This is a genomic window from Staphylococcus sp. LKG3-1 (assembly GCF_048568385.1).
Lineage (GTDB): Bacteria > Bacillota > Bacilli > Staphylococcales > Staphylococcaceae > Staphylococcus > Staphylococcus saprophyticus.
Genome location: NZ_CP183796.1, coordinates 680,853 through 704,349 on the forward strand (window position 1 = coordinate 680,853; position 23,497 = coordinate 704,349).

25 protein-coding genes and 1 pseudogene are annotated in these 23,497 nt (G+C 32.2%); 1 reads left to right on the plus strand and 25 read right to left on the minus strand.

The genetic code is table 11. The features are described 5' to 3' along the window. Positions 1 to 2 precede the first annotated feature (2 nt). The 11 genes from floA to lepA all read right to left on the minus strand — a co-directional run bounded on the left by floA (position 3) and on the right by lepA (position 12,044). A complete protein-coding gene (gene floA / locus ACM595_RS03285; RefSeq protein WP_011302997.1) occupies positions 3 to 986 on the minus strand; it encodes a flotillin-like protein FloA in 984 nt (327 codons plus the stop codon). Between the two features lie 12 nt (positions 987 to 998). Then, positions 999 to 1,709 (minus strand): NfeD family protein, encoded by a 711-nt coding sequence (locus tag ACM595_RS03290; RefSeq protein ID WP_041080599.1) that lies wholly within the window; start codon positions 1,707 to 1,709, stop codon positions 999 to 1,001. Between the two features lie 275 nt (positions 1,710 to 1,984). Then, entirely contained in the window at positions 1,985 to 2,161 is a 177-nt protein-coding gene (gene rpsU, locus ACM595_RS03295) for a 30S ribosomal protein S21 (RefSeq protein WP_002483157.1), read from the minus strand. A 241-nt stretch (positions 2,162 to 2,402) separates the two neighbouring features. Further along, positions 2,403 to 3,155, minus strand: coding sequence for a 16S rRNA (uracil(1498)-N(3))-methyltransferase (locus ACM595_RS03300; RefSeq protein WP_037538371.1), 753 nt, complete (start codon positions 3,153 to 3,155; stop codon positions 2,403 to 2,405). A gap of 1 nt (position 3,156) precedes the next feature. Then, positions 3,157 to 4,095, minus strand: a complete 939-nt coding sequence (prmA, locus tag ACM595_RS03305; protein ID WP_002483155.1) for a 50S ribosomal protein L11 methyltransferase — start codon at positions 4,093 to 4,095, stop codon at positions 3,157 to 3,159. Between the two features lie 3 nt (positions 4,096 to 4,098). Continuing rightward, complete coding sequence (gene dnaJ, locus ACM595_RS03310; protein WP_011302993.1) at positions 4,099 to 5,235, minus strand: molecular chaperone DnaJ; 1,137 nt, start codon at positions 5,233 to 5,235, stop codon at positions 4,099 to 4,101. Positions 5,236 to 5,380: 145 nt separating this feature from the next. Further along, positions 5,381 to 7,225 (minus strand): molecular chaperone DnaK, encoded by a 1,845-nt coding sequence (gene dnaK, locus ACM595_RS03315; RefSeq protein WP_002483153.1) that lies wholly within the window; start codon positions 7,223 to 7,225, stop codon positions 5,381 to 5,383. A gap of 55 nt (positions 7,226 to 7,280) precedes the next feature. Continuing rightward, positions 7,281 to 7,892: a nucleotide exchange factor GrpE gene (grpE, locus tag ACM595_RS03320; protein ID WP_002483152.1), complete on the minus strand. Its 612-nt coding sequence runs from the start codon at positions 7,890 to 7,892 to the stop codon at positions 7,281 to 7,283. 26 nt (positions 7,893 to 7,918) lie between these two features. Then, positions 7,919 to 8,899 (minus strand): heat-inducible transcriptional repressor HrcA, encoded by a 981-nt coding sequence (gene hrcA, locus ACM595_RS03325; RefSeq protein ID WP_069820175.1) that lies wholly within the window; start codon positions 8,897 to 8,899, stop codon positions 7,919 to 7,921. A 100-nt stretch (positions 8,900 to 8,999) separates the two neighbouring features. Further along, the gene (gene hemW / locus ACM595_RS03330; protein ID WP_011302991.1) at positions 9,000 to 10,124 is read right to left on the minus strand and encodes a radical SAM family heme chaperone HemW; all 1,125 of its coding nucleotides are present in this window, start codon (positions 10,122 to 10,124) and stop codon (positions 9,000 to 9,002) included. A gap of 96 nt (positions 10,125 to 10,220) precedes the next feature. Further along, entirely contained in the window at positions 10,221 to 12,044 is a 1,824-nt protein-coding gene (lepA, locus tag ACM595_RS03335) for a translation elongation factor 4 (protein WP_002483149.1), read from the minus strand. 324 nt (positions 12,045 to 12,368) lie between these two features. On the opposite strand from lepA, the gene rpsT reads away from it, so the two are divergent. Continuing rightward, entirely contained in the window at positions 12,369 to 12,620 is a 252-nt protein-coding gene (gene rpsT, locus ACM595_RS03340; RefSeq protein WP_002483148.1) for a 30S ribosomal protein S20, read from the plus strand. Positions 12,621 to 12,735: 115 nt separating this feature from the next. Here rpsT and holA read toward each other — a convergent pair whose 3' ends face one another. From holA to ACM595_RS03410, 14 genes and pseudogenes are all read right to left on the minus strand, one after another. Beyond that, on the minus strand, positions 12,736 to 13,710 hold the full coding sequence (gene holA / locus ACM595_RS03345) for a DNA polymerase III subunit delta (RefSeq protein ID WP_037538369.1): 975 nt from the start codon (positions 13,708 to 13,710) through the stop codon (positions 12,736 to 12,738). A 71-nt stretch (positions 13,711 to 13,781) separates the two neighbouring features. After that, the gene (locus ACM595_RS03350; protein WP_419744433.1) at positions 13,782 to 15,863 is read right to left on the minus strand and encodes a DNA internalization-related competence protein ComEC/Rec2; all 2,082 of its coding nucleotides are present in this window, start codon (positions 15,861 to 15,863) and stop codon (positions 13,782 to 13,784) included. A 131-nt stretch (positions 15,864 to 15,994) separates the two neighbouring features. After that, the gene (locus ACM595_RS03355; protein ID WP_002483145.1) at positions 15,995 to 16,456 is read right to left on the minus strand and encodes a ComE operon protein 2; all 462 of its coding nucleotides are present in this window, start codon (positions 16,454 to 16,456) and stop codon (positions 15,995 to 15,997) included. Positions 16,457 to 16,536: 80 nt separating this feature from the next. Then, complete coding sequence (locus ACM595_RS03360; protein WP_037538367.1) at positions 16,537 to 17,259, minus strand: helix-hairpin-helix domain-containing protein; 723 nt, start codon at positions 17,257 to 17,259, stop codon at positions 16,537 to 16,539. A 47-nt stretch (positions 17,260 to 17,306) separates the two neighbouring features. After that, positions 17,307 to 18,023: a class I SAM-dependent DNA methyltransferase gene (locus ACM595_RS03365; RefSeq protein WP_002483143.1), complete on the minus strand. Its 717-nt coding sequence runs from the start codon at positions 18,021 to 18,023 to the stop codon at positions 17,307 to 17,309. Between the two features lie 2 nt (positions 18,024 to 18,025). Further along, a complete protein-coding gene (gene rsfS, locus ACM595_RS03370; RefSeq protein WP_002483142.1) occupies positions 18,026 to 18,379 on the minus strand; it encodes a ribosome silencing factor in 354 nt (117 codons plus the stop codon). Further along, complete coding sequence (gene yqeK, locus ACM595_RS03375) at positions 18,380 to 18,964, minus strand: bis(5'-nucleosyl)-tetraphosphatase (symmetrical) YqeK (RefSeq protein WP_002483141.1); 585 nt, start codon at positions 18,962 to 18,964, stop codon at positions 18,380 to 18,382. Then, a complete protein-coding gene (gene nadD / locus ACM595_RS03380) occupies positions 18,954 to 19,526 on the minus strand; it encodes a nicotinate (nicotinamide) nucleotide adenylyltransferase (RefSeq protein ID WP_002483140.1) in 573 nt (190 codons plus the stop codon). Before nadD ends, yqeK begins: the two co-directional genes overlap by 11 nt. Further along, the gene (yhbY, locus tag ACM595_RS03385; protein WP_002483139.1) at positions 19,526 to 19,816 is read right to left on the minus strand and encodes a ribosome assembly RNA-binding protein YhbY; all 291 of its coding nucleotides are present in this window, start codon (positions 19,814 to 19,816) and stop codon (positions 19,526 to 19,528) included. The genes nadD and yhbY overlap by 1 nt, the downstream gene beginning before the upstream one ends. Before the next feature lie 14 nt (positions 19,817 to 19,830). Next, positions 19,831 to 20,628, minus strand: coding sequence for a shikimate dehydrogenase (aroE, locus tag ACM595_RS03390; protein WP_011302983.1), 798 nt, complete (start codon positions 20,626 to 20,628; stop codon positions 19,831 to 19,833). Between the two features lie 12 nt (positions 20,629 to 20,640). After that, complete coding sequence (gene yqeH, locus ACM595_RS03395) at positions 20,641 to 21,747, minus strand: ribosome biogenesis GTPase YqeH (protein WP_002483137.1); 1,107 nt, start codon at positions 21,745 to 21,747, stop codon at positions 20,641 to 20,643. Further along, entirely contained in the window at positions 21,748 to 22,275 is a 528-nt protein-coding gene (locus ACM595_RS03400; protein ID WP_002483136.1) for a YqeG family HAD IIIA-type phosphatase, read from the minus strand. A gap of 16 nt (positions 22,276 to 22,291) precedes the next feature. After that, positions 22,292 to 22,978 (minus strand): 5'-methylthioadenosine/S-adenosylhomocysteine nucleosidase, encoded by a 687-nt coding sequence (gene mtnN, locus ACM595_RS03405; RefSeq protein WP_002483135.1) that lies wholly within the window; start codon positions 22,976 to 22,978, stop codon positions 22,292 to 22,294. 226 nt (positions 22,979 to 23,204) lie between these two features. Next, positions 23,205 to 23,489: pseudogene (locus ACM595_RS03410) on the minus strand (divalent metal cation transporter); the annotation flags it as partial. Positions 23,490 to 23,497 lie beyond the last annotated feature (8 nt).

Here is a 23,497-nt window from a genome sequence, read left to right on the forward strand (position 1 = left end):
AATTATTTATCCGGTGATTCATCATCTTTTTGATTCGTACGTTGATTAATAGAATTTCTCATGCCTGTGTCAGCTTCAACATTTTTTAAATTGTAATAATCTTTTACGCCTAAGTTGCCAGAACGTAAAGCTTCAGCCATAGCCAATGGTACTTCTGCTTCTGCTTCAACCACTTTAGAACGCATTTCTTGTACTTTTGCTTTCATTTCTTGTTCTTGAGCTACAGCCATCGCACGACGTTCTTCTGCTTTAGCTTGTGCAATATTCTTGTCTGCAAGCGCTTGTTCAGTTTGTAAATCTGCACCAATATTTTTGCTAATATCAACATCAGCAATATCAATTGATAAAATTTCAAATGCTGTACCAGAATCTAATCCTTTACTTAAAACAGTTTTAGAAATATTATCTGGATTTTCAAGAACTTGTGTATGGTGTTCACTTGAACCTATTGTTGAAACAATACCTTCACCAACACGTGCGATAATTGTTTCTTCACCTGCACCACCAACTAAACGAGCAATGTTGGCACGAACTGTAATACGTGCTTTTGCTTTAACTTCGATACCGTTCATTGCTACACCAGCAATAAATGGTGTTTCAATGACTTTAGGATTAACTGACATTTGTACAGCTTCTAATACGTCACGACCCGCTAAATCTATAGCAGCCCCACGTTCGAATGGTAAGTTGATATCAGCTCTTTGCGCTGCAATATTAGCATCAACAACGCGATCAACATTACCTCCAGCTAAATAATGCGATTCAAGTTGATTTGTAGTTAAATGCAATCCAGCTTTGTGCGCTTTAATTAGCGGTGAAATCACTTTACGTGGAGATACTCTACGTAATCTCATACCTACTAAAGTACCGATGCCTACTTTAACACCAGCAGCAATTGCTGAAATCCATAATCCTACTGGAACAAATGAAAATAGCAACAACAATGCTACTAATACAATAACGACGATTATAATTAATCCGATCATACTTTCTCTCCTTTATGATTCGATTTCTCTTACAACAACTCGTGTACCTTCAACTTCTAAGATGGTAACCTGTTTATTCCTTAAAATAAATGAACCATCTGAAACAGCATCGATTCTTTCATTATCAAATGTAATAATCCCTGCTGGTCTTAAGTCCGTTGATGTTGTTGCAGTTTTTCCAACTAAATGAGAGCGATCTTCATGTGAAGTGTAACCTGCCTCTGCATTTGTAGAATCTTTCAGTACAACTTTGTCTAAAAATGGAATTTTGCGTTTAAATCCTTTCACAAGTATCACCCACTCAATAATAGATAAGATTAATGCAAAGACAACATTAGCAATCATGAAGATAAAATTGTCTCCTAAAGTAATAATACTGAAAATAATAAACCCCATACCAATGATACCAATAACCGCACCGACAACAAATAATTCAATGATAACTAATATGACTCCTACTCCAAAAAGTATCACAGAATAGAAATTAACGTCGCCTTTCACAAAAAATCCTAAGAAAAATATCAATAACGCTATCGTTGATATGATACCAACAACATTAATCTTATTAGAATATAATTGATATAGAAAACCAAGAAAGATAATACAAGTTAAAATCAAAGCGCCAATTGGATGTACTATAAAGTTAGCTATATTATCAATCCAATTTCCATCCTCGACTAAATTGGAAGGAAAAATTGTATGTAAACTACTTGAAAGAATCACTCTATCACCTCGCTCTCAATTTGATTATACATGAAACTAATATGCGATTATACCGTTTACACTATAAAAATCTATTATCTTCAAAGAAATTTTCATTATTACTTTTTACTTTAATAATGATTAAGTACTACATGGTTTGTATAATAAAAAATATATTGATTTAAAAAGTACAATGGTTTTTTATAAAAAAATAATAGCCTTAGCTGTATATAACAACTAAGGCTATTATGGTTTATAATTAATGTTGGTGTTGAGGGAGTCAACGAAACTATTAATTATTTGAATTTACGTTTACGTGCAGCTTCTGATTTCTTTTTACGTTTAACGCTAGGTTTTTCGTAAAATTCACGTTTACGTACTTCTTGAATAGTACCGCTTTTAGAAACTGTACGTTTGAAACGACGTAACGCATCTTCAAGTGATTCGTTCTTTTTGACTACTGTTTTAGACATGTGTATTTCCCTCCCTCCAAATATCAACGAAACTTTATTATCAATACACGGTATCAACCATGTATAATCTAGTATAATATATCTGATTAATGTGGTCAATTACTAAAATTCAGATTTTGTTATTTTGAATAAATTCTATTAATACATGAATAAATTTATCCGGGTATGGATTTTTATCGTTGTATCACCTTATTCTTTATAATTCATATAACACGCTATTAGCACACATCAATACATTAAACTAATTGTGTAAATCCTTTTCGAAACTCAAAGCACTCAAAACATATAAAGGTGCTGTTTCAGCCCTTAAAATTCTAGGACCTAAGCCAATTTGGTAACCAACATCTTGTAACAGTGAGACTTCATCCTCATCAAGGCCACCTTCAGGTCCAAATATAATTAATACTTTATCATTTGGTTTGAATTGTTGAACTAACGATTTAAATTGACTTACTTCACCACTTTTAGCGGCATCCTCATAGGCAATTAGAATGTAATCATACGCTTTGGCACTTTTAAGTACATCGTTTAATGTTGCTTGATATTGAATCGTTGGAATAGCTAATCTATAACTTTGTTCTGCAGCTTCCTTGATAATCTTCTGCCAACGTTCTAATTTCTTTGCAATTTTATTTTCTGTAAGCTTGACAACAGAACGTTTCATACCTACAGCAATAAATTCACTTGCACCTAATTCCGTTGACTTTTGTAGCATCCATTCATATTTATCAGACTTGATTAGTCCGCTACATATCGTTACATTTTGTGGTAATTCTGTATCCACATCAATACGTTCTTCTAACGAAACCATGATACCATCTGCACCAATATTATCCAGTTTACATTTATAAACATAATGATCAGCAAATGTAATAATGATATAATCATCAACTTGATGTCTCATGACATTTGAAATATGATGTATATCACCTTGATCAGTTATACAAAAACGCTGATTTACATCAGCGTTTTGATCTATAAAATATCTTTGCATGTCAATCGCTCACTTTCTGTCCGACGATACAAACCCAACTATTGTCATGATTAATAGAAACTATTTCAAATCCACTGCGTTTCATATGTTCAACAATAGCCTCGTGTTTTTCTTCTATAATACCAGAAGTTATAAAATAACCGTCTTTATTAAGTGTATTATAAGCATCATCTATCATTTCTTCAATAATATGAGCTAAAATATTAGCGATAACAACATCAAATTTTTCAGTTTCTTCTTTTAATAAATTACCTGGGACTGCTTCAATAGCATATTCACAGTTGTTTTTTTGAAAGTTTTCTTTAGCTACTCTAACAGCCATTTCATCTACATCAAGTGCTTTTATACGTTTAACGCCTAACAAATGTGCCGCAATGCTCAGTATACCTGAGCCTGTGCCGACATCTATAACTGAATCACTAGACTTAACATATGCTTCAATTGCTTTTAGACACATACTCGTTGTCGGATGATCACCTGTTCCAAATGCCATACCTGGATCTAACTCAATGCATAATTCACTATCATCTTCCTGTTGGTATGTTTCCCAACTCGGAACAATTGTGAATTTTTCAGATGCGCGAAATGGATGAAAGTAATGCTTCCACTCATTCTCCCAATCTTGCTCTCTAATTGTTTGCTCATCAAAGCTAAACAAATCTAAATCAAGACCTTCAATATCTTTTAATGATTGAATTAATTTTTCTTGAAAATCTTTTGTATACTTAATTTCGTTAAAATATGCTTTAACTCTCACACCTTGTGTAGGATAATCTTCTGCATTTAATGCATATATTTCACCATACTTATCTTCGAAATCATGTGTTAAATCTTCTGAATCTTCTATAACAACACCATTAGAGCCATAATCTTCGAGTAAATTGGTTATGATTGGTGATACCTCATGGTTAGCAACGATTGCAACTTCAGTCCAGTTCATAAGTTATTCTCCTTTGAAGAACCTTTTTGCTTTATCTCTAAAATTTGATGGCTGCTCAGAAAGCTCCTCGCCATCTATTTCAGCAAATTCTCTAAGTAATTCTTTTTGGCGATCACTAATTTTTGTAGGCGTAACTACATTGATGTTAATAAATAAATCGCCATAACCGTAACCATGAACATTTTTAATGCCTTTTTCTTTCAGACGGAATTGTTTTTCAGTTTGTGTACCGGCAGGAATTGTTAGCATGACACTACCTTTAAGCGTTGGTACTTTAACTTCATCACCTAAAGTAGCTTGAGCAATACTGATATCTAATGAATAGTATATATCGTCGCCGTCCCTTTCAAATTTTTCAGATGGTTTGACTCTAAACACAATATATAAATCACCTTGTGGTCCACCGTTTTCTCCTGGAGCACCTTCACCAGCTAATCTAATTTGTTGTTCATTGTCTACACCTTCAGGAATCGTCACACTAATTTTAACATTTTTATTTTCAGTACCTTTACCATGACAAGTTGGACAAGGTTCTTCAAATTCTTGGCCTGAACCACTACATACTGGACATACTTTTTCAGTTCTTACTCTACCAAGAATAGTATTTTGTTCAACTGAAACATGACCAGAACCATTACAGTAATGACAAGTTTTTTTCTTAGTTCCAGGTTTAGCACCTTCACCATCACATGTGTGGCAAGCAACATCTTTGCGAATAGAAATTTCTTTTTCGCTACCAAAAACAGCTTCATCAAATGTGACAGTCATCGTATATTGTAAATCGTCACCTTTTCTTGGGGCATTTGGATCTCGTTGCTGTCTGCCACCACCAAAGAATGAACTAAAGATATCTTCGAATCCGCCACCGCCGAATCCACTAAAGTCTTGGCCACCGAATCCTTGGCCGCCAAAGCCACCTTGTGGTCCATCGTGTCCGAATTGGTCATAATTTGCACGTTTATTTTCGTCACTTAATACTTCATATGCTTCTGAGATTTCTTTAAACTTCTCATCAGCGCCCTCTTCTTTATTTATATCTGGATGGTATTGTTTTGATAATTTACGATAAGCCTTTTTAATTTCATCTTTAGAAGCGCTTTTGCTAACACCTAAAACTTCATAATAATCTCTTTTGGCCACTCATACCTCTCCTTTCACGGTTTTATTAAATCTATTATAAAAAGGAAAAAGTCAAAGCCAATGTTCAATTGACTTTGACTTAATTTGGCTAAGCAATTGTGTCATATATTTCTGTTAATAACAATTATTTAGTCAATGACTCGACTTATTTTTGGTTATCTTGGTTGTCATCATCTTTAACTTCTTTGAAATCAGCGTCTTCAACATTACTATCTTGAGAAGCATTTGCATCTTCACCTTGAGCTTGTTGTTGAGCTTGAGCTGCTTGTTCATAAACTTTTGTAGACAAGTCTTGAACTACTTTTTCTAAGTCTTCTTTTTTAGCTTTGATATCATCAATATCTTCGCCTTCTAGTGCTGATTTAAGTGCTTCTTTTTTGTCTTCAGCATTTTGTTTATCTTCTTCACTGATGTTTTCGCCTAAATCAGTGATTGTTTTTTCAACTTGGAATACTAAGCTATCTGCTTCGTTTCTCAAGTCACTTTCTTCGCGACGTTTTTTATCTGCTTCAGCATTTTCTTCAGCGTCTTTAACCATACGATCAATTTCGTCATCTGAAAGTGCAGAGCTAGATTGTATTGTAATATTTTGTTCTTTGTTTGTACCTAAATCTTTTGCAGTAACGTTTACAATACCGTTTTTGTCGATATCAAATGTCACTTCGATTTGAGGTACGCCACGTGGAGCTGCTGGAATATCAGTTAATTGGAATCTACCAAGTGTTTTGTTATCTGCAGCCATTGGGCGTTCACCTTGTAATACATGGATATCAACTGCAGGTTGGTTGTCTGCTGCTGTTGAATAAACTTGAGATTTAGATGTTGGGATTGTAGTATTTCTTTCGATAAGCGTATTCATACGTCCACCCATAATTTCAATACCTAATGATAATGGTGTTACGTCTAATAATACGACATCTTTAACATCACCAGTGATAACGCCACCTTGAATTGCTGCGCCCATTGCAACTACTTCATCTGGGTTCACACCTTTATGAGGATCTTTTCCAACTTCTTTTTTAACAGCTTCTTGAACTGCTGGGATTCTAGTAGAACCACCAACTAAGATAACTTCGTCAATGTCAGAACTTGATAAACCAGCATCTTTCATTGCTTGACGCGTAGGTTCCATAGTTCTTCTGATTAATGAATCTGCTAACTCTTCAAATTTAGAACGAGTTAAAGTTAATTCTAAGTGTAATGGACCGTTCTCTCCTGCAGAGATAAATGGTAATGAAATTTGTGTTTGAGATACACCAGATAAATCTTTTTTAGCTTTTTCTGCAGCGTCTTTAAGACGTTGTAACGCCATTTTGTCTTTAGATAAATCTACACTGTTTTCTTTTTTGAATTCTGCAACTAAGTGATCAATAATTACTTGGTCAAAGTCATCCCCACCAAGTTTGTTGTCACCTGCTGTAGAAAGCACTTCAAATACACCGTCACCTAATTCAAGGATTGATACGTCAAAAGTACCGCCACCTAAGTCGAATACAAGTACTTTTTGATCTTGTTCAGTTTTGTCTAAACCATATGCTAAAGCAGCTGCTGTTGGCTCATTAATAATACGTTCAACTTCTAAGCCAGCAATTTTACCAGCATCTTTAGTAGCTTGACGTTCACTATCATTGAAATAAGCTGGAACAGTAATGACTGCTTTATCTACACTTTCACCTAAATAATCTTCAGCTGTACTTTTAAGATTTTGTAAAACCATTGCTGAAATTTCTTGTGGTGTATATGATTTTCCATCAACATCAACTTTATAATCAGTACCCATGTGACGTTTGATAGATTGTATTGTATTTGGGTTAGTAATTGCTTGGCGTTTTGCAACTTCACCTACTTGAGTTTCATCATTTTTGAATGCTACTACAGATGGTGTAGTTCTAGCGCCTTCAGGGTTTTGAATTACTTTTGGCTCATCGCCTTCTAAAATTGCAATACATGAATTTGTTGTACCTAAGTCAATACCTATTACTTTACTCATAAATAAATTCCTCCTGATATATTTAAAAATTTGGTGTTTTCAACAATAAAACGAATTATTGATTTACTTTAACCATTGAAGGTCTTAAAACTCTTTCTTTCAATTTGTATCCACTTTGTAGTTCTTGAGTGATTTGACCTGATTCGAAATCAGGATTGTCATCTTGAACTACTGCTTGATGTACATTCGGATCAAATTGTTGACCTTCTGTCTCAATTTTTTCTAAACCATTATTTTTTAATGCATTTAATAGACTTTCATGAACCATTTCTACACCTTTTTTAAGTGATTTAAATTGTTCATCTTCGCCATCTATTTGTAAAGCACGTTCAATGTTATCTATTGTTGGTAAGATATCATTTAGTACATCTTGTGCTTTATATGCTTTCATTGTTTGATTTTCTTTTTGGATTCTACGTTTATAGTTTTCAAACTCAGCGTATAATCTTAAATATTTTTCTTCATTTTCTTGAACATCTTTTTTTAATTGTTGAATTTCTTCATCTTTAGGATCTACGTCTTCTGCAATTTCTTGTGAATCGTCCTCCTGCAGATTATCTTGTGATGTTTCTGTAGTTTCATCATTGTTTTCAACTGAATCGGTTTGTGAAGTTTCTTCATTAACTTCTTCATTTTCGTTGAAAGCTGATTCGTTTTGCTCTGTCATAGTCTGCCCTCCAATACAATTCTTAATTACCAAATCGTATTTAGTAATCGAATTACGTTCTGATAATTCATTGCTGTTGGTCCGATAACCGCAATTTGACCTTTCAGCCTATCATCAATATGATACTCACTTGTTACGATAGAAATATCACTTAAACTTGATTCAATTTCATGTCCAATTTTCACATTGATGGAAGTATTGGACATTTCATCAAGTAGTTGTGTGATTTTGTTCGATTCTATATACTGTAGAATCGGTTGAATAGATGATACGTTTGATTCATTCAACGCATCTATGAGTTTAACCTTTCCGCCCATAAAAATGCCATTACTTTGATTATCAAAATGAATATCAATCATATTTAGCATGTCTTTTATAAAATCTTTTTCAGTATCAGATTTTACAAAAGCATTTAATTCATTTTCAAAACGGTGGTTATTCCATTCATTATATTTAGCAGTAACAAAATTTGATATTTTGGTTAATTCGTCATTAGATAAAGGTACTTCAGATGCTAAATGTAAATGTTCAACATGACCTGATGTAAACACAACCACCATAATAACCAAATAAGCATTTGCTCTAATCAAATGAATATTATTGATTATATCTTGTTTATGATTTGGACGCATTACCAGCGTTGTGTATTGTGATGCAATTGAAAGTTCATTAGCAAAATCACTCAATGTAGAGGAAATATCATAATGATTTTCAATTACCAAATCTTTTAAACGCTGCATTTTAGTTTGTTGTTGATGAGATGTTTCTTGTAATAATTGATTCACATAATATCTGATACCTGATTCTGATGGATATCTTCCTGATGAAGTATGTGTTTTTTCTATTAGTTCGAGATCTTCTAATTGTTTCATCTCATTTCTAATAGTAGCAGGGCTAACATTTAATTTATGTCGTTCAATCAGTGTTTTAGAACCAATTGGCTGACCTAAATCAACATAATCTTCAACAATTGCATTTAATATGCTTAATTGTCTATCACTAATCATGTTTTCACCTCATTAGCACTCTTTTGTTTCAAGTGCTAATTATAATTTATCAAATTGGTCAAAGTAAGTCAATGTTAAAGCCTCGGTTTTTAATAAAAACTTATACATTTAGTAAAAAAGACTCAAATACAAGGTTTCCGATGACTTTCCCTCTCTCAGTCATTGAAATAAAGCCTTGGTTATCTACAATAAGTTCTCTTTTAAGTAAATCCTCAATTGTTGTGCCATATACTTCATCTATAGATAAATCAAACTTTTCTTTAAATCTAGCTTTATTGACACCTTGGTTCATTCTTAAACCTAAAAACATTTCTTCTTCCATTTGTTCATTTTTTGTTGGTCTCGTGGACTCTAACAAAGGTCTTTCATTGTTCTTTATTTTCTTTATATAGTGATTTACAGGATTAACGTTACTGTACCTTTCACCGTCAACATAGCCGCTTGCACCTGCGCCAAAGCCATAGTAACCTTCATTTTTCCAATAAACTTTATTATGCTCTGATTCGTGACCCATTTTTCCAAAATTAGAAATCTCATATTGATGTAACTCAGACCTTTGCATGCGTTCTAAAAGATATTCATACATTTCTTCCCCGATATCTTCATTAGGTATTTTCAATTTGCCTTTTTTATACATATTATAAAATTGAGTTTTAGGTTCTAAAATAAGACCATAACTAGAAATATGATCAATATCCATCGCCAATGCTTTTTCTAAACTATCTTTAAAATCATCGATGGTCTGTTTTGGTAAGTGATACATTAAATCTAAACTAATAGAAGGAATACCTACGGCTCTCGCATTTGTAACTGCTTGGTATATATCAGATGTATTATGTGTTCTTCCTAATATTTCAAGCAACTCTGGTTTAAAAGTTTGAACGCCCATAGATAATCTATTCACACCAAAATCCTTTAATAATTGAACTTTTTCCAAAGTCAATTCATCTGGATTTGCTTCAAAACTAAATTCTCCTTTGATTTCGAAAATATCAGTAATAGCTTTAAGTAAACGTTTAAGTTGTTCATAACTAAGTGCCGTTGGCGTTCCTCCACCAACAAAAACAGTTTCTAACACTTTCGTTTTACTATATTGCATTTCTTTAATTAAACAATCTAAGTATTCATCAACTGGTTGGTTATGAATAAAATATTTATTGAAATCACAATACGTACATATTCTTACACAGAAGGGGATATGTATATATGCACTTTTCACTTCCATATTGTGTTCACCTACTTCCCTATTTAAAAACATGATGTTTCATAAAAAACTGGGGCATAAATCGTTCGGATTTAAGGCCCCAAGTTTAAAGTATTATTAATCTTCATCCATTTTGAGTACTGCAAGGAAAGCATCTTGTGGAATTTCTACATTTCCCACTGCTTTCATTTTAGCTTTACCCGCTTTTTGTTTTTCTAATAATTTTCTCTTACGTGTAATGTCCCCACCATAACATTTAGACAATACATTTTTCCCCATAGATTTAATGTTTGTTCTTGCGACAATTTTTTGTCCTACAGCAGCTTGTACTGGTACTTCAAATTGTTGTCTTGGTATTAATGTTTTCAACTTATCGACAAGAGTTTTACCACGTTCGTATGCAAATTCTTTATGCACGATAAAGCTAAGAGCATCGACTTTTTCACCATTTAATAAAATATCCATCTTAACCAGGTCACTTTCTTTATTATCAATAAATTCATAATCAAAAGAAGCATAGCCTTTAGTATTAGATTTTAATTGATCGAAGAAATCGAATACTACTTCTGATAACGGAATTTCATAAATAATATTCACTCGAATATCATCCATGTATTCCATATTAATAAATTGACCACGTTTACGTTGACATAATTCCATTACAGCACCGACATAATCATTTGGTACCATCATAGTCGCACGTACAAACGGCTCATAAATGGTTTCTATTTTATCGCGATCTGGCATATTCGCTGGATTATCTACAGATACTTCCTCACCAGATTTTAATATACATTGGTAAATTACCGATGGCGCAGTTGCGATTAATTCAATACCGAATTCACGTTCAATTCTTTCTTGAATAATTTCCATGTGTAACATACCTAAAAAACCAGTACGGTAGCCAAAACCTAATGCTTGAGAAGATTCTGGTTCAAATTCTAATGAGGCATCGTTTAATTGCAGCTTCTCTAAAGCTTCTCTTAAATCGTTATAGTCTTTGTTATCAATAGGGAATAATCCACAGAATACCATTGGATTCATTTTTTTATAACCTTGTAGTGGCGCTTCAGCAGGTCTCTCTGCATGCGTGATTGTATCACCTACACGGGAATCATCAACATTTTTAATACTAGCAATGATATAACCTACATCACCCACTGTTAATTCATCTACTGATAATTGTTTTGGGGTGTTAATACCTACTTCAGTTACTTCAAATTCTTTTCCAGTAGCCATCATTTTGATACGATCTCCAGCTTTAACAACGCCTTCCATAACACGTATGGATGAAATGACACCTCTATATGGATCATACTCAGAATCAAATATTAAAGCTTTTAAAGGTGCTTCTGGATCACCTTCAGGTGGTGGTACTACCTCAACTATTTTTTCCAATATATCTTCAATACCTAAGTTTGATTTTGCACTTGCAAGTACGACATCCTCTTTATCAATACCAATAACGTCTTCAAGTTCTTGTTTAACGCGTTCTGGCTCAGCTGCAGGCAAATCAATTTTATTGATAACAGGTAGAAGCTCTAAATCATTATCCAGTGCTAAATAGACATTCGCTAGTGTTTGTGCCTCAATACCTTGTGCTGCGTCCACTACTAAAATAGCACCCTCACACGCTGCAAGTGATCTAGATACTTCATATGTAAAATCTACGTGTCCCGGTGTATCAATCAAATGGAAGGTGTATGTTTCTCCATCCTTCGCTTCGTATTTCAATCGTACTGCGTTTAGTTTTATAGTAATACCGCGTTCTCTCTCTAAATCCATAGAATCTAGCAACTGTGATTGCATGTCTCTTGTTTCAACTGATTTAGTATTTTCTAAAATTCTATCAGCTAAAGTAGATTTACCATGGTCTATATGTGCGATAATAGAAAAGTTTCTTATATTTTTGCGTCGATTATAACGATCTTGTTTATCCATGTATTATCCTTCTCACTTTCATAATTCTAGCCCGTTTGTATGTATGACATTCTTTGATATAATAACGTTTTTACAAGTCAATTGCAAACTTGCAAAGCCATTCGTTTATAATAATTCAAAATATTAATTCACTTGTTAACACTTTATCAGAATATTTTATAGAATAAGTGTTTCATAACTTTATACATTATTGTATCATTTATATTGAATTTACGGGCGGCTCATAAATAAATGATTGCAGAAAGTCGCTTGTTTTGATAAAATATTTCTTGTTGTAATCAAATTCATTTTGATAGCGAAGATCACTTTTAGGAGGTGACACACATGCCAAACATCAAATCTGCAATTAAACGTGTTAATACAACACATACTGCTGAAGAACGTAATATTTCTCAAAAAAATGAAATGCGTACAGCAGTTAAAAGAGCTCATTCAGCTTTAGAATCAAATGCTGATAACAAAGCTGACTTATTGAGTTTTGCTTTGAAAAAAGTAGATAAAGCTGCACAACGCAACTTAATCCACGACAACAAAGCTGCTCGTATTAAGTCATCATTAATGACAGCTGCTAAATAATATTAAAGTTCAAGCAATTGCTTGAACTTTTTTTATATCTTTTTTAAATAAGTATCCTTTTAAAATACGCCCAATTTAATGTATGCACAACGGGATAATATTGCTTTGTTTAAAACTACAGCGATAAAATAAATAACTCTAATATGAGATGTTTATCCATATAAGATGATTTTAATTTATAATCCGTTTCAGCACAGGAATCTATAATATTTAGCAAACTTTCAAGTTGGTAGTTTCTTGCTTGATTAAGCGCTAATTTTACTCTGTATTGGTGTACATTTATTGTCTTGGCAATTTGTTGACCACTATAACCCTTTTGACTTAATATTTTAGACTGATAAAAAAGTCGATAATTACTGGTAATTAATGCTAATAACTTAATTGGTTCTTCTTTCATTGCAATCAGATCATTAACCAATTGAATTGCATTTGATTTTTTATTTTTTTGAATATAATCTGTTAGTAAAAACACATTTTGTTCTAAACTTCTATTAACAATTTGGTACACATCTTGTTTATTAATTGTTGATCTGTCACCTAAGAAAAGGATTAATTTTTCGAGTTCTTGTTTAACAATATTAAAATTAACGCCTGTTAATTCTATAAATAGGTCAAGTGCATCTTGTTTGATATCTTTAAAATTTTCATGAAGCTCTTTTTTCATCCACTGCATAATTTCTTCTTCTGACATTTGCTCTATTTTTTTTAATTGGGCATTCTTTTTTAATGTTTTCACCAATTTCTTACGCTCATCTAATTTACTATGATATACCTCAAAAATAATCAACGTATCTCCATCATATTTTTCAATAAATTCAATGAGTTGATCTATGTTGTGATTCAAATCTTTAGGAGGTTTTTCACCAGTGAATAGGTATGCATTTTGAACAAGTACTACTTTTTTATCAGAGAAAAAAGGCATGGTCAATGATTCTTCTATTACGGGTGCCAAATCATGTTCGTATAAATTATATTTCACGAAATTAAAATCATCTTTAGGTGCATTTAAATAGTTATTTATTTCTTCTGCTGACTTTTTTTCTATAAGTTCCGGTACTTCTCCGTAAATTGTTATTATATTGTTGCTCATATATAGCACCCTTTCATCTCTATTACACATTAAATTATTATATCACGCAGTATTTGTTCTCTCTACCCAAATCATTTACCAAATTGTGATTTAATTTGTATCGAATTTGATAAAGTAATTGTAACTTCCCCAGAGAGACTCGTCATATATATTTTAGATCCTATTGCTTTCAATCTAGTAATAACTTCGGTACTAGGTAATTTATATCTATTATTTTGTCCAACTGAAATTAAGCTGATTTTAGGATGCATTATATTGACAAAGTTAGAACTAGAACTTGTTTTACTTCCATGATGACCTACTTTTAATACATCCAAATTATTAAGTTTGTACTTATTAAGTAAAAGAGATTCATTATGTTTTGAAGCATCGCCCATAAATAACATTTTATATTTATTATATTGTATGTAGGTAATAATAGAATGTTCATTTAGATCGTCTGAATTTTGTATTGTAGCATCTAACAAACGAATATCTGCTTTGCTAAGTACGATATGATTAAAAGTTTTAAAATCTAATAATTTAACCTTATGTTTTTTACATTGTAACGTTAGCGCTTTTAATTGTTCTAAGCTAAAGCTATTTGCATTTATTATTATATGATCTATTTGATATTTTCCTATTAGATAGCTTAATTCTCCCATATGATCAACATGTGGGTGTGTAATAATCAAATAATTAATTTTAGGTAAACCATGCTTTTTTAAAGTGGGCAGAATCTTTCGTTTTGATAGCATGTGGTTGTCTTTCATACCTTTTTTAATCAATACACCCCCAGTATCTATAAGCATAGATTCCTGTTTATCCGTTTCAAATAATATAGCATCTCCTTGGTTCACGTTTAACATAGTTAATCTGTAATCATGTGATTTCGGTAAAATGGTTAAAATGAAAAATATGCTTATTAGAATCAATAAAAAAAGAAAATAATGCTTATGAACGAATAAAATAAGTGCAACAATGATAAGAAACACAGCAATCGCAATAAAAAATGAAGATAATTCGGGGGTGAACCATTTTAAAGTAGAGAATTTCATAAAAATAGAAACAAAGTAATCATGAATCAAGAGCAATATATTTAGGCATTTTGTAAAAATTGTAACTTTAATAGGAAAATGAAGCGAAGCAAAATAAATTAACGAGGCAGGAAATAAAATAAATGTGTAAAACGGAACAAAGAATAAATTAGCTAAGATACCTATCCATTGGATTTGATTAAAATGGGCTGCACTAATAATGGAAGATGAAAGTTGTGCTATAACACTGACAAAAATCATGCTTTTGGCGATATTAGCGTCTTTTAAAATCGGGAGTGCAAAAAGAATACAAAAAGTTATAAAAAATGAAAACTGAAATCCAATATTATATATTAATTGTGGAGAAATTAGTGTGATTAAAATAAAAACACCAAAAAGAACATTCATAGAATGTTTGTACAACTTTTTCGGAAGTAATAGAAGAATAAGCGCAACTAACACTGCACGAATAGCACTTGGAGCCATACCAGTGTAAATAGTATAAATGGGTAACAAAATAAAAATAATAGCTTTTATCAAAAATAAGGGACATCTGACTTTAGTCAAAGTATAAAAAATAATACTAACTAAAGCTGTGATATGTGTCCCACTTATTGCTAGTAAATGATAAATACCAATTTCTCTAATTTGATCTAATTGGTGGTCTTTTATCCTGGAAGTATCTCCCGTAATCAATGCAATTATTTTACCTGGATCATCGTTGTGTTCTGTAACAAGACGCTTATAAATATATTGCTTATGTAAATCGACCAGAGACATCCAACCCATTGATATTGACTTACAACTTGATAAATCGACGCTTTTTATATTGATATATAATTTTCTACTTATTCCTTCCCCATTATATTTAAAAGCACCATGGATTTTACAATCGCGTCGGTATAATTCAGACGAATCCGAAGATTTAACTTTTCTGTTCGGCTTAAAATAATATTGATAATAATCGCTATCAATTTGGAGTTTACCACTTAGAGTATTGTCGCTAATGACAGGTTTAGTGATAAATTTTGCATTAGCAATTAAAGATTTACTTAACATATCATTTTGAAATTCTAACGTTTGATGATAATACCTATAAAATAATCCAAAAGCTATAAAAGGAACAATTATAATCATAATAACTTGCTGCCATTTGAACTGCTTTATTTTAAGTAAAAATATAAGGAATATAAAAAGAAGTATTGAAAGAAATTTGAGATGTAGCCAAAGAATGCCAACTAAATATGCTATGCCATAATAAACCGTGGCTATTTATTTAATAAGTATTGTGCTACATGCTCTTGATCAAATGAAATTTTTTTATACTCAATACCTGCTTGTTTCAATAACTCCAATGCATATGTATGGTTATGATAATCTTCGGCATAATATATTGTATCAATACCAGATTGTATGATTGATTTTGTACAGTTCAAACAAGGGAAATGAGTAACATAGATTGTAGCGCCATCTGTAGAAACACCTTGTTTAGCACATTGAAGTAAAGCGTTCATCTCAGCGTGTATTGTTCTGATACAATGGCCATCCTCTAATAAACACCCTTCATCAATACAATGAACTTCACCTGAAACAGAACCGTTATAGCCCCCTGCAATGATTCTATTATCTTTCACTATAGTAGCACCAACTGACAAACGTTCACACGTAGAACGCAAAGCCAAAAGATGACTTTGAGCCATAAAGTATTCTTCCCATTTGATACGATCCATGATGATTTACCTCCATATATGTATTATATTTTTTGATTAATTATAGATTAATTTGAATTGAACCATAATGCAACTAAAAGTTATATAGTCAGCTTTGAACCGATTTTTTCTAAAGTCTTAGCTCCAATACCTTTTACGTCTTTTAATTGCTCTACAGACTCAAAAGGGCCATGTTGTTGTCTATATTCTATAATAGCCTTAGCTTTAGTCGGTCCAATCCCATTTATCGTTAATAACTGAGATTCTGTTGCATCATTAATATTTATTTGTTCTGAGTTTATTGTACTATTACCTTTTTTACTATCTTCTGTGTGGTTATTCTTTAAAGCAAAATGATTCATATTAATGTCTTTTTGATCTTTGTCACCAATTTTCGGAATATAAATGACTTTCTGGTCTTGTAATTTTTCAGCTAAATTCACACTTGAAAGATCAGCATCTTTTAATAAAATTGCTTTGTCCACTAATTGCTTAACCCTATCCGTATCTTTCATCTTATAAATATCAGGATGCTGTACAGCACCTTTAATATCAACAAAAATAAAGCTACCCTTTTTATCATTTTTTACTGATTTTGCATTATCATTATTAGTAGCAATTGTTTTACTATTGGTATTTTGTTCATTAATTAATGTGGAATCATCATTTGTACTTAAGTTTGCATTGCTGTTGTCATCTGTATTGCTGACATTTAAAAATTTATAACAACAAATAGCAAGCAATAGTACTAACGCGCATCCAACTATGATCACTAATTTATTTTTCTCAAAAATTACTTTCCATTTTGACCAGTCTAATTGCAAAAAATCACTCCTTTATACTTAACACGTATAAGGGAGTGATTTTACTTTTATTTTTTAGCTATGAAAAATAATCTATAACCATTTTCAGTGTGATTGTTTATGTCAAAGTCAACAAAAGTCTGTATATGGTTAAAACCTACTTCTTTTAACATCGCTGTATATTCATTTTCAGTATAAGTTTGCTGATAATGTGATTCATCAAACCTAGTATAATGCGTACTATCTTGTTTAATAAAAAACGACATATCGTGCCAAACACTCAGAGGTTCTTCGCCTTGGACAGCTTCCCACCCTAAGAAAACATCTTCGGATTCGTCAATATAACTTTGATTATTAAACAATGTATTCATTTTATAAGCTGTGTGAACATCAAACATAAAGACACCATCTTGAGATAAATGTCGATAAACATTTTTAAATGTATCTGAAACATTTTCTCTTTCAGGTAAATAATTCAAAGAATCACAAAATATTGTAATGACATCAAAATGTTGTTCAAGCTCAAAATCAGTCATATCTGCTTCAATCCAATTAACAACATTAGATTTTTGAGCAGCTATGGCTAACATATCAACACTAAGATCCATTCCTGTCACTTGCTCAAATTCAGTGAACAGCGATGTTAAACTACCGGTTCCACAACCAATATCTAAAATAGAATGCTTTTTACCTGCAAAATGATTAACAATGCTTAGCCAATCTTCATACGGTTGATCTAAGGTTAGCTGATCATAAAACAAGCTCATTTCTTCATATTGTGCCATTTTTAATAAACAGCCTGTCTGTATGATTCAAGAGGTGCATCTCTATACAGTTTTTCAATATTATAATAATCTCTTTCATCTTTATGGAATACGTGTACGACTACATTTGCCAAATCAATAAGAATCCATCTCGCATCATTAAAGCCTTCCATTCGTTTAACTCTAATTTCCGCTTCATTAGCTGCATCTTTGACTGCACGTGCGATAGACTGAACTTGTTTTTCATTATTTCCGTGGCAAACCACAAAATAGTCTGTCATATCACTAATACCTTGCATATTTAAAGAAATAATATCTTCTGCTTTTTTATTCTCAGTTGCTTCCACAGCTAATTTTAATAATTGATCTGATTTCATTTAATCATCCTTTACTCTTTCGTCACTGTAATTGTAATAATTCAAGCATGCAATCGTCGCGTCATAGACATTAATATCTTTATTAATTAAATATAAAACGGTACGCTTAGATATTTCATATATTGTTCTATCTAAGCTACCTTTATTGTATGCTAAATCTCTAATTTCTTCAACGCCTGGGGTTTGACGCCCAGGTTCTATATAGTCTGCAATAAAGACAAGTTTCTCTGTTTTTGTCATTTGAGCACGACCTGTCGTATGGTTTTTTATCGCTAATAATACTTCTTCATCATCAATACCATACTTCTCTTTCATAATAACCGCACAAACAGGTCCGTGTAAAATTTCCGAACCATAACTTAATAGATTGCTATCTAAATCATGTTGCGTAACAACTTGATACATCGTTCCTAAATCATCATATTTAGAATAATCGTGTAATACACCCGCAAGTTCTGCTTTATCTTTATCACCATCATAAATATCTGCTAATTTAACCGCAGTTTCAGCCACTCTTAATGAATGGTTAAACCGCTTTTCAGGCAATTTCTCTTTGACAATTTCTATTGCTTCATTAACTTTCATATAATCCTTCCTCTCGGATATATTGTTCAACACTTGGAGAAACGAGTGCTTGAATATTCTCATTATTCTTCACTCTTTTTCTAATTAATGTTGAGCTTATATCAATACGTGGAATTGTTATCGATAGCATATCTGATTCGACTTCTTGTGTCGTTTTATCTCTATTGACGATTACAAAAGTAATGTAAGATTTTAATTCATTAATCTTATACCACTTATGCAGTTGATTATATTGGTCTGTCCCTATCACAAGATAAAGTTTTGCATCAGGATGCTTATCTAAAATATACATCACTGTATCATAGGTATAACTTTGTCCTCGTCTTTCTATTTCATTTAAACAGATACGACCAAAACCCAGATCATCTATAACAGATTGAATCATATCAACTCTATATCGACCTTCCAAATAATCTGTATGTTCTTTTAACGGAGATATAAAACTAGGTATAAAATAAAATACGTCCGGTTTTATAAATGCGTTAACTTCACTAGCTACGACCATGTGGGCGATATGAATCGGGTTAAATTGCCCACCATATAAGACAATCGATTTAGCCATTATGGTAACTGAATTTGTTTATTATCTTGTGATTCTTTGTAAAGTACAATCATCGACCCGATTACTTGTACAATATCACTACGTGTTGCATCACTTAATGATTGTGCTAAGTCATTTTTATCTTCAAAGTTGTTTTGCAATACATGTATTTTAATTAACTCTCTATTTTCTAGAATATCTTGTATTTGCGCTACCATATTGTCATTAATACCAGCTTTCCCTATTTGAAAAGTTGGATCTACGTTATGGGCTTTACTTCGTAAAAATCTTTTTTGTTTACCTGTTAACATAATTCAATCTCCTTTTATAAATATTTTAAAACAGTGTCTTTCATTATTTGAATTTGTGGTAATTCACCTGTCCAAATTCTATAACTTTCAGCACCTTGGTATACGAACATATCTAATCCATTATGAATAGGATTTCCTTTAGCTTCTGCAATTTCTAAAATAGGTGTCTTAAATGGTACATAAACGATATCACTCACTAACGTGTGACTATCCAAATTATCAAGGTTAATAATAACCTCTTTATTTTGATTCATACCTGCTGGCGTTGTATTGATAATAATATCAAATTCTGATAATGCTGCTTCAGCTTCTTGTAAACTAATTTTATTCACTTCTAATTGCCAACTTTCAAATCGATCCATAGATCTATTGGCTACTGTAAGTTTGGGTCTAACGAATTTTTTTAGTTCATTAGCGAGCCCTTTACTCGCACCACCAGCGCCTAAAATTAATATATATGCATCTTCTAAATCTGGATATACTTGTCTTAAACCTGTTACATAGCCAATACCATCCGTATTGTAACCAATCCATTTACCGTCCACAATTTTCACCGTATTAACTGCTCCAACTGTTTTTGATTGTTCATCGATTTCATCCAGATAGGGTATAATACGCTCTTTATGTGGTATTGTAACGTTAAATCCAGAAAGTGCTTTGTCATTAATTATCTCTTTGATACGATGAAAGTCTTCGTTTCTAATATTAATCGCTTCATAAGATGATAAATCATTTAAAGCTGCAAAATTTGCATTATGCATAACTGGTGATAAAGAGTGATCAATAGGATTGCCTATCACTGCGTACTTCACATTAAACCCGCCTTACATTATAGAATTTCGTAATACGACATCGACATTTTTAGGTACACGAACAATGATTTTAGCACCTTCATCAATGGTAATAAAACCTAATCCAGAAATCATAACATCACGCTTTTCTTTACCTGTTTCTAGACGTACGGCTTTAACATTTTGCAAATCAAAATGATCTGGGTTATTAGGGGGCGACAATACATCCCCTAATTGATTACGCCACAATTCATTTGCATTTTCCGTTTTAGTTCTATGGATATTAAGATCATTTGAAAAATAACATACTAATGGTCGTTTACCACCACTTATATAATCAATACGTGCTAAACCACCGAAAAATAATGTTTGTCCTTCATTTAATTGATATACACGTTGTTTAACCTCTTTTTTAGGCATGATTGTTTTTAATTCTTTTTCCGTTACGTAATGCGTCATTTGATGTTCTTGAATCACACCAGGTGTATCATACATGAACGAAGTGTCATCAAGTGGTATATCAATCATATCTAAAGTTGTACCAGGGAATCGAGAAGTGGTAACTACATTCTTTTCACCCACACTGCGCTCTATTAATTTATTAATCAGTGTAGATTTACCTACATTTGTAGTCCCTACAATATAGACATCGTCATTATTTCTCAAAGTATTAATAGCATTCAATAAATCTTCGATACCCTCATTTTTTTCAGCAGAAATTAAAATGACATCTTCTGCATCTAAGCCGTATTTTCTCGCTGTTTTCTTCAACCATTCTTTTACACGGCGTTTATTAATTTGTTTCGGTAATAAGTCTAGTTTATTACCTACTAAAATGATTTGTTTATTTCCAACAATGCGTTTGATTGCATTAATAAAAGATCCTTCAAAGTCAAAAACATCCACAACATTTACAACAATACCTTTTTTGTCTGCTAAGCCATTAAGTAAATTTAAAAAATCTTCACTATCCAAGCCTACATCTTGCACTTCGTTGTAATTTTTTAACCTAAAGCATCTTTTACAAATAACGTCTTCTTTATAAAGACTACTTTCTGGAACATATCCAGGCGCATCTGAATCTTCAGATTGTAAGGGTGCGCCACAACCGATACATTTTAATATCTCAGTTTCTGCCAATCAATTTTCCTCCCATTTAATATAACCTTTTTTTCTAAAATGCTGTAGTAATCTACGTTCAATCATGCGATTAAACTTCGTTATAAATCCATCTGTTTTTTTCACTGGGACAACCATAATTGTGAATAATCCGCGTCTATTTCCGCCAAACACATCTGTTAGCATTTGGTCTCCAATGACAACTATTTCTTCTGGATTCAAATTCATTAATTTAGATGCTTGATTAAAGGCGCGACCTCTGGGTTTTTTTGCTTTAAATATATAGTCCACATTTAATGATTTTGAAAAATTGCCTACGCGTTGTTCGTTGTTATTTGAAACAATTGTTACAGTTATGCAGAGTTCTTTTGCTCTATCGAACCATTCTTTTACTGCTTCTGTTGGATCAGCTACATCCCATCCTACAAGTGTGTTATCTAAATCTGTAATTATACCTTTTACGCCTGAATTTGCGAGTTTTTCTATATCAATTTGAAAAATAGATTGTACATATTCGTTTGGCATAAAATAGTGCTTTATCATACCCATGTTTTATTTCACCTTTTTATATAGTTTTAATTAAACGATCAACAATTTGACTTGAAGCAATTGCTGCTTTTTCTAAGAATGCTTCGAATGTTATACCTGCATCACCATCTGCTAAATCAGAAATAGCACGTGTAATTATGAATGGTAGGTTAAACTGATAACATGTCTGGGCAATCGCTGTTGCTTCCATTTCTGCTGCCATGGCTTGTGGAAAGTTTGTTTTGATATCTGCGCGTTGTTCTGCAGTGCCAATAAAACTATCTCCACTTACAATTAAACCAGATTTAGCAACCCATTTCTGATCATTTATTGCTTCTTTTGCTAATTCAATTAAATGGCTATCCGCAACAAATTGTGCAGGCATTTGAGGAATTTGACCCAATTGATAACCAAATGCTCTTGCATCTGCATCGTGATAAGCTACCATGTCACTTACTACAATATCTCCGACACCAAGTGATTTGTCTAATGCACCCGCCGAACCTGTATTAATAATTAAATCTGGGTGAAAACGATTTATTAATAAAGTAGTAGAAATTGCAACATTTACTTTTCCAATACCACTTTGAGTCAAGATAACTTCTTTATCATGTAAACGCCCTTTATAAAAAACAACATGAGCAACATTAATTATTTCTAAGTTAACAATTTTATCTTTTAAGATAGCTACTTCTTCTTCCATAGCACCTATAATACCTATCATTATATTTCACCTCATCTTAAAATCCTAGCCTTTGTTATTCTACCATATTTGAACACATAGCTCGATAATAGTTCAATGTTTTTGCATAAAATAATAATTATTGAAATTATTTAAACTTTTTAATTATATTAACTATCATAAATTCGTTTATTTTAAAAACTTAACATGAAAAATACCCTGAACTTAATGTATTGTAACCATAAGTCAGGGTATTATCTATTTTCATTTAGCTACCAAATAATTCAGTTAAACCTTGAAGTGAGAAGATACCAGTTACAATCGTTACGACTACTGCAACAATCCCGAACCAAAGCATCCATGTCGGGTGTTTGTAATCTCCTACGATTGATTTACGTTTACTAGCAATTAATATCGTACCTAATGTAATAGGTAAAATCAAACCATTTAGTGCACCTGCTACAATAAGTAACGTGACAGGTTTGCCTAAGAATAAAAATACTAACGTTGACACAGTCAAGTCCAGACTCCTGTGTAAAATGCTATACAATGTTTTTACCA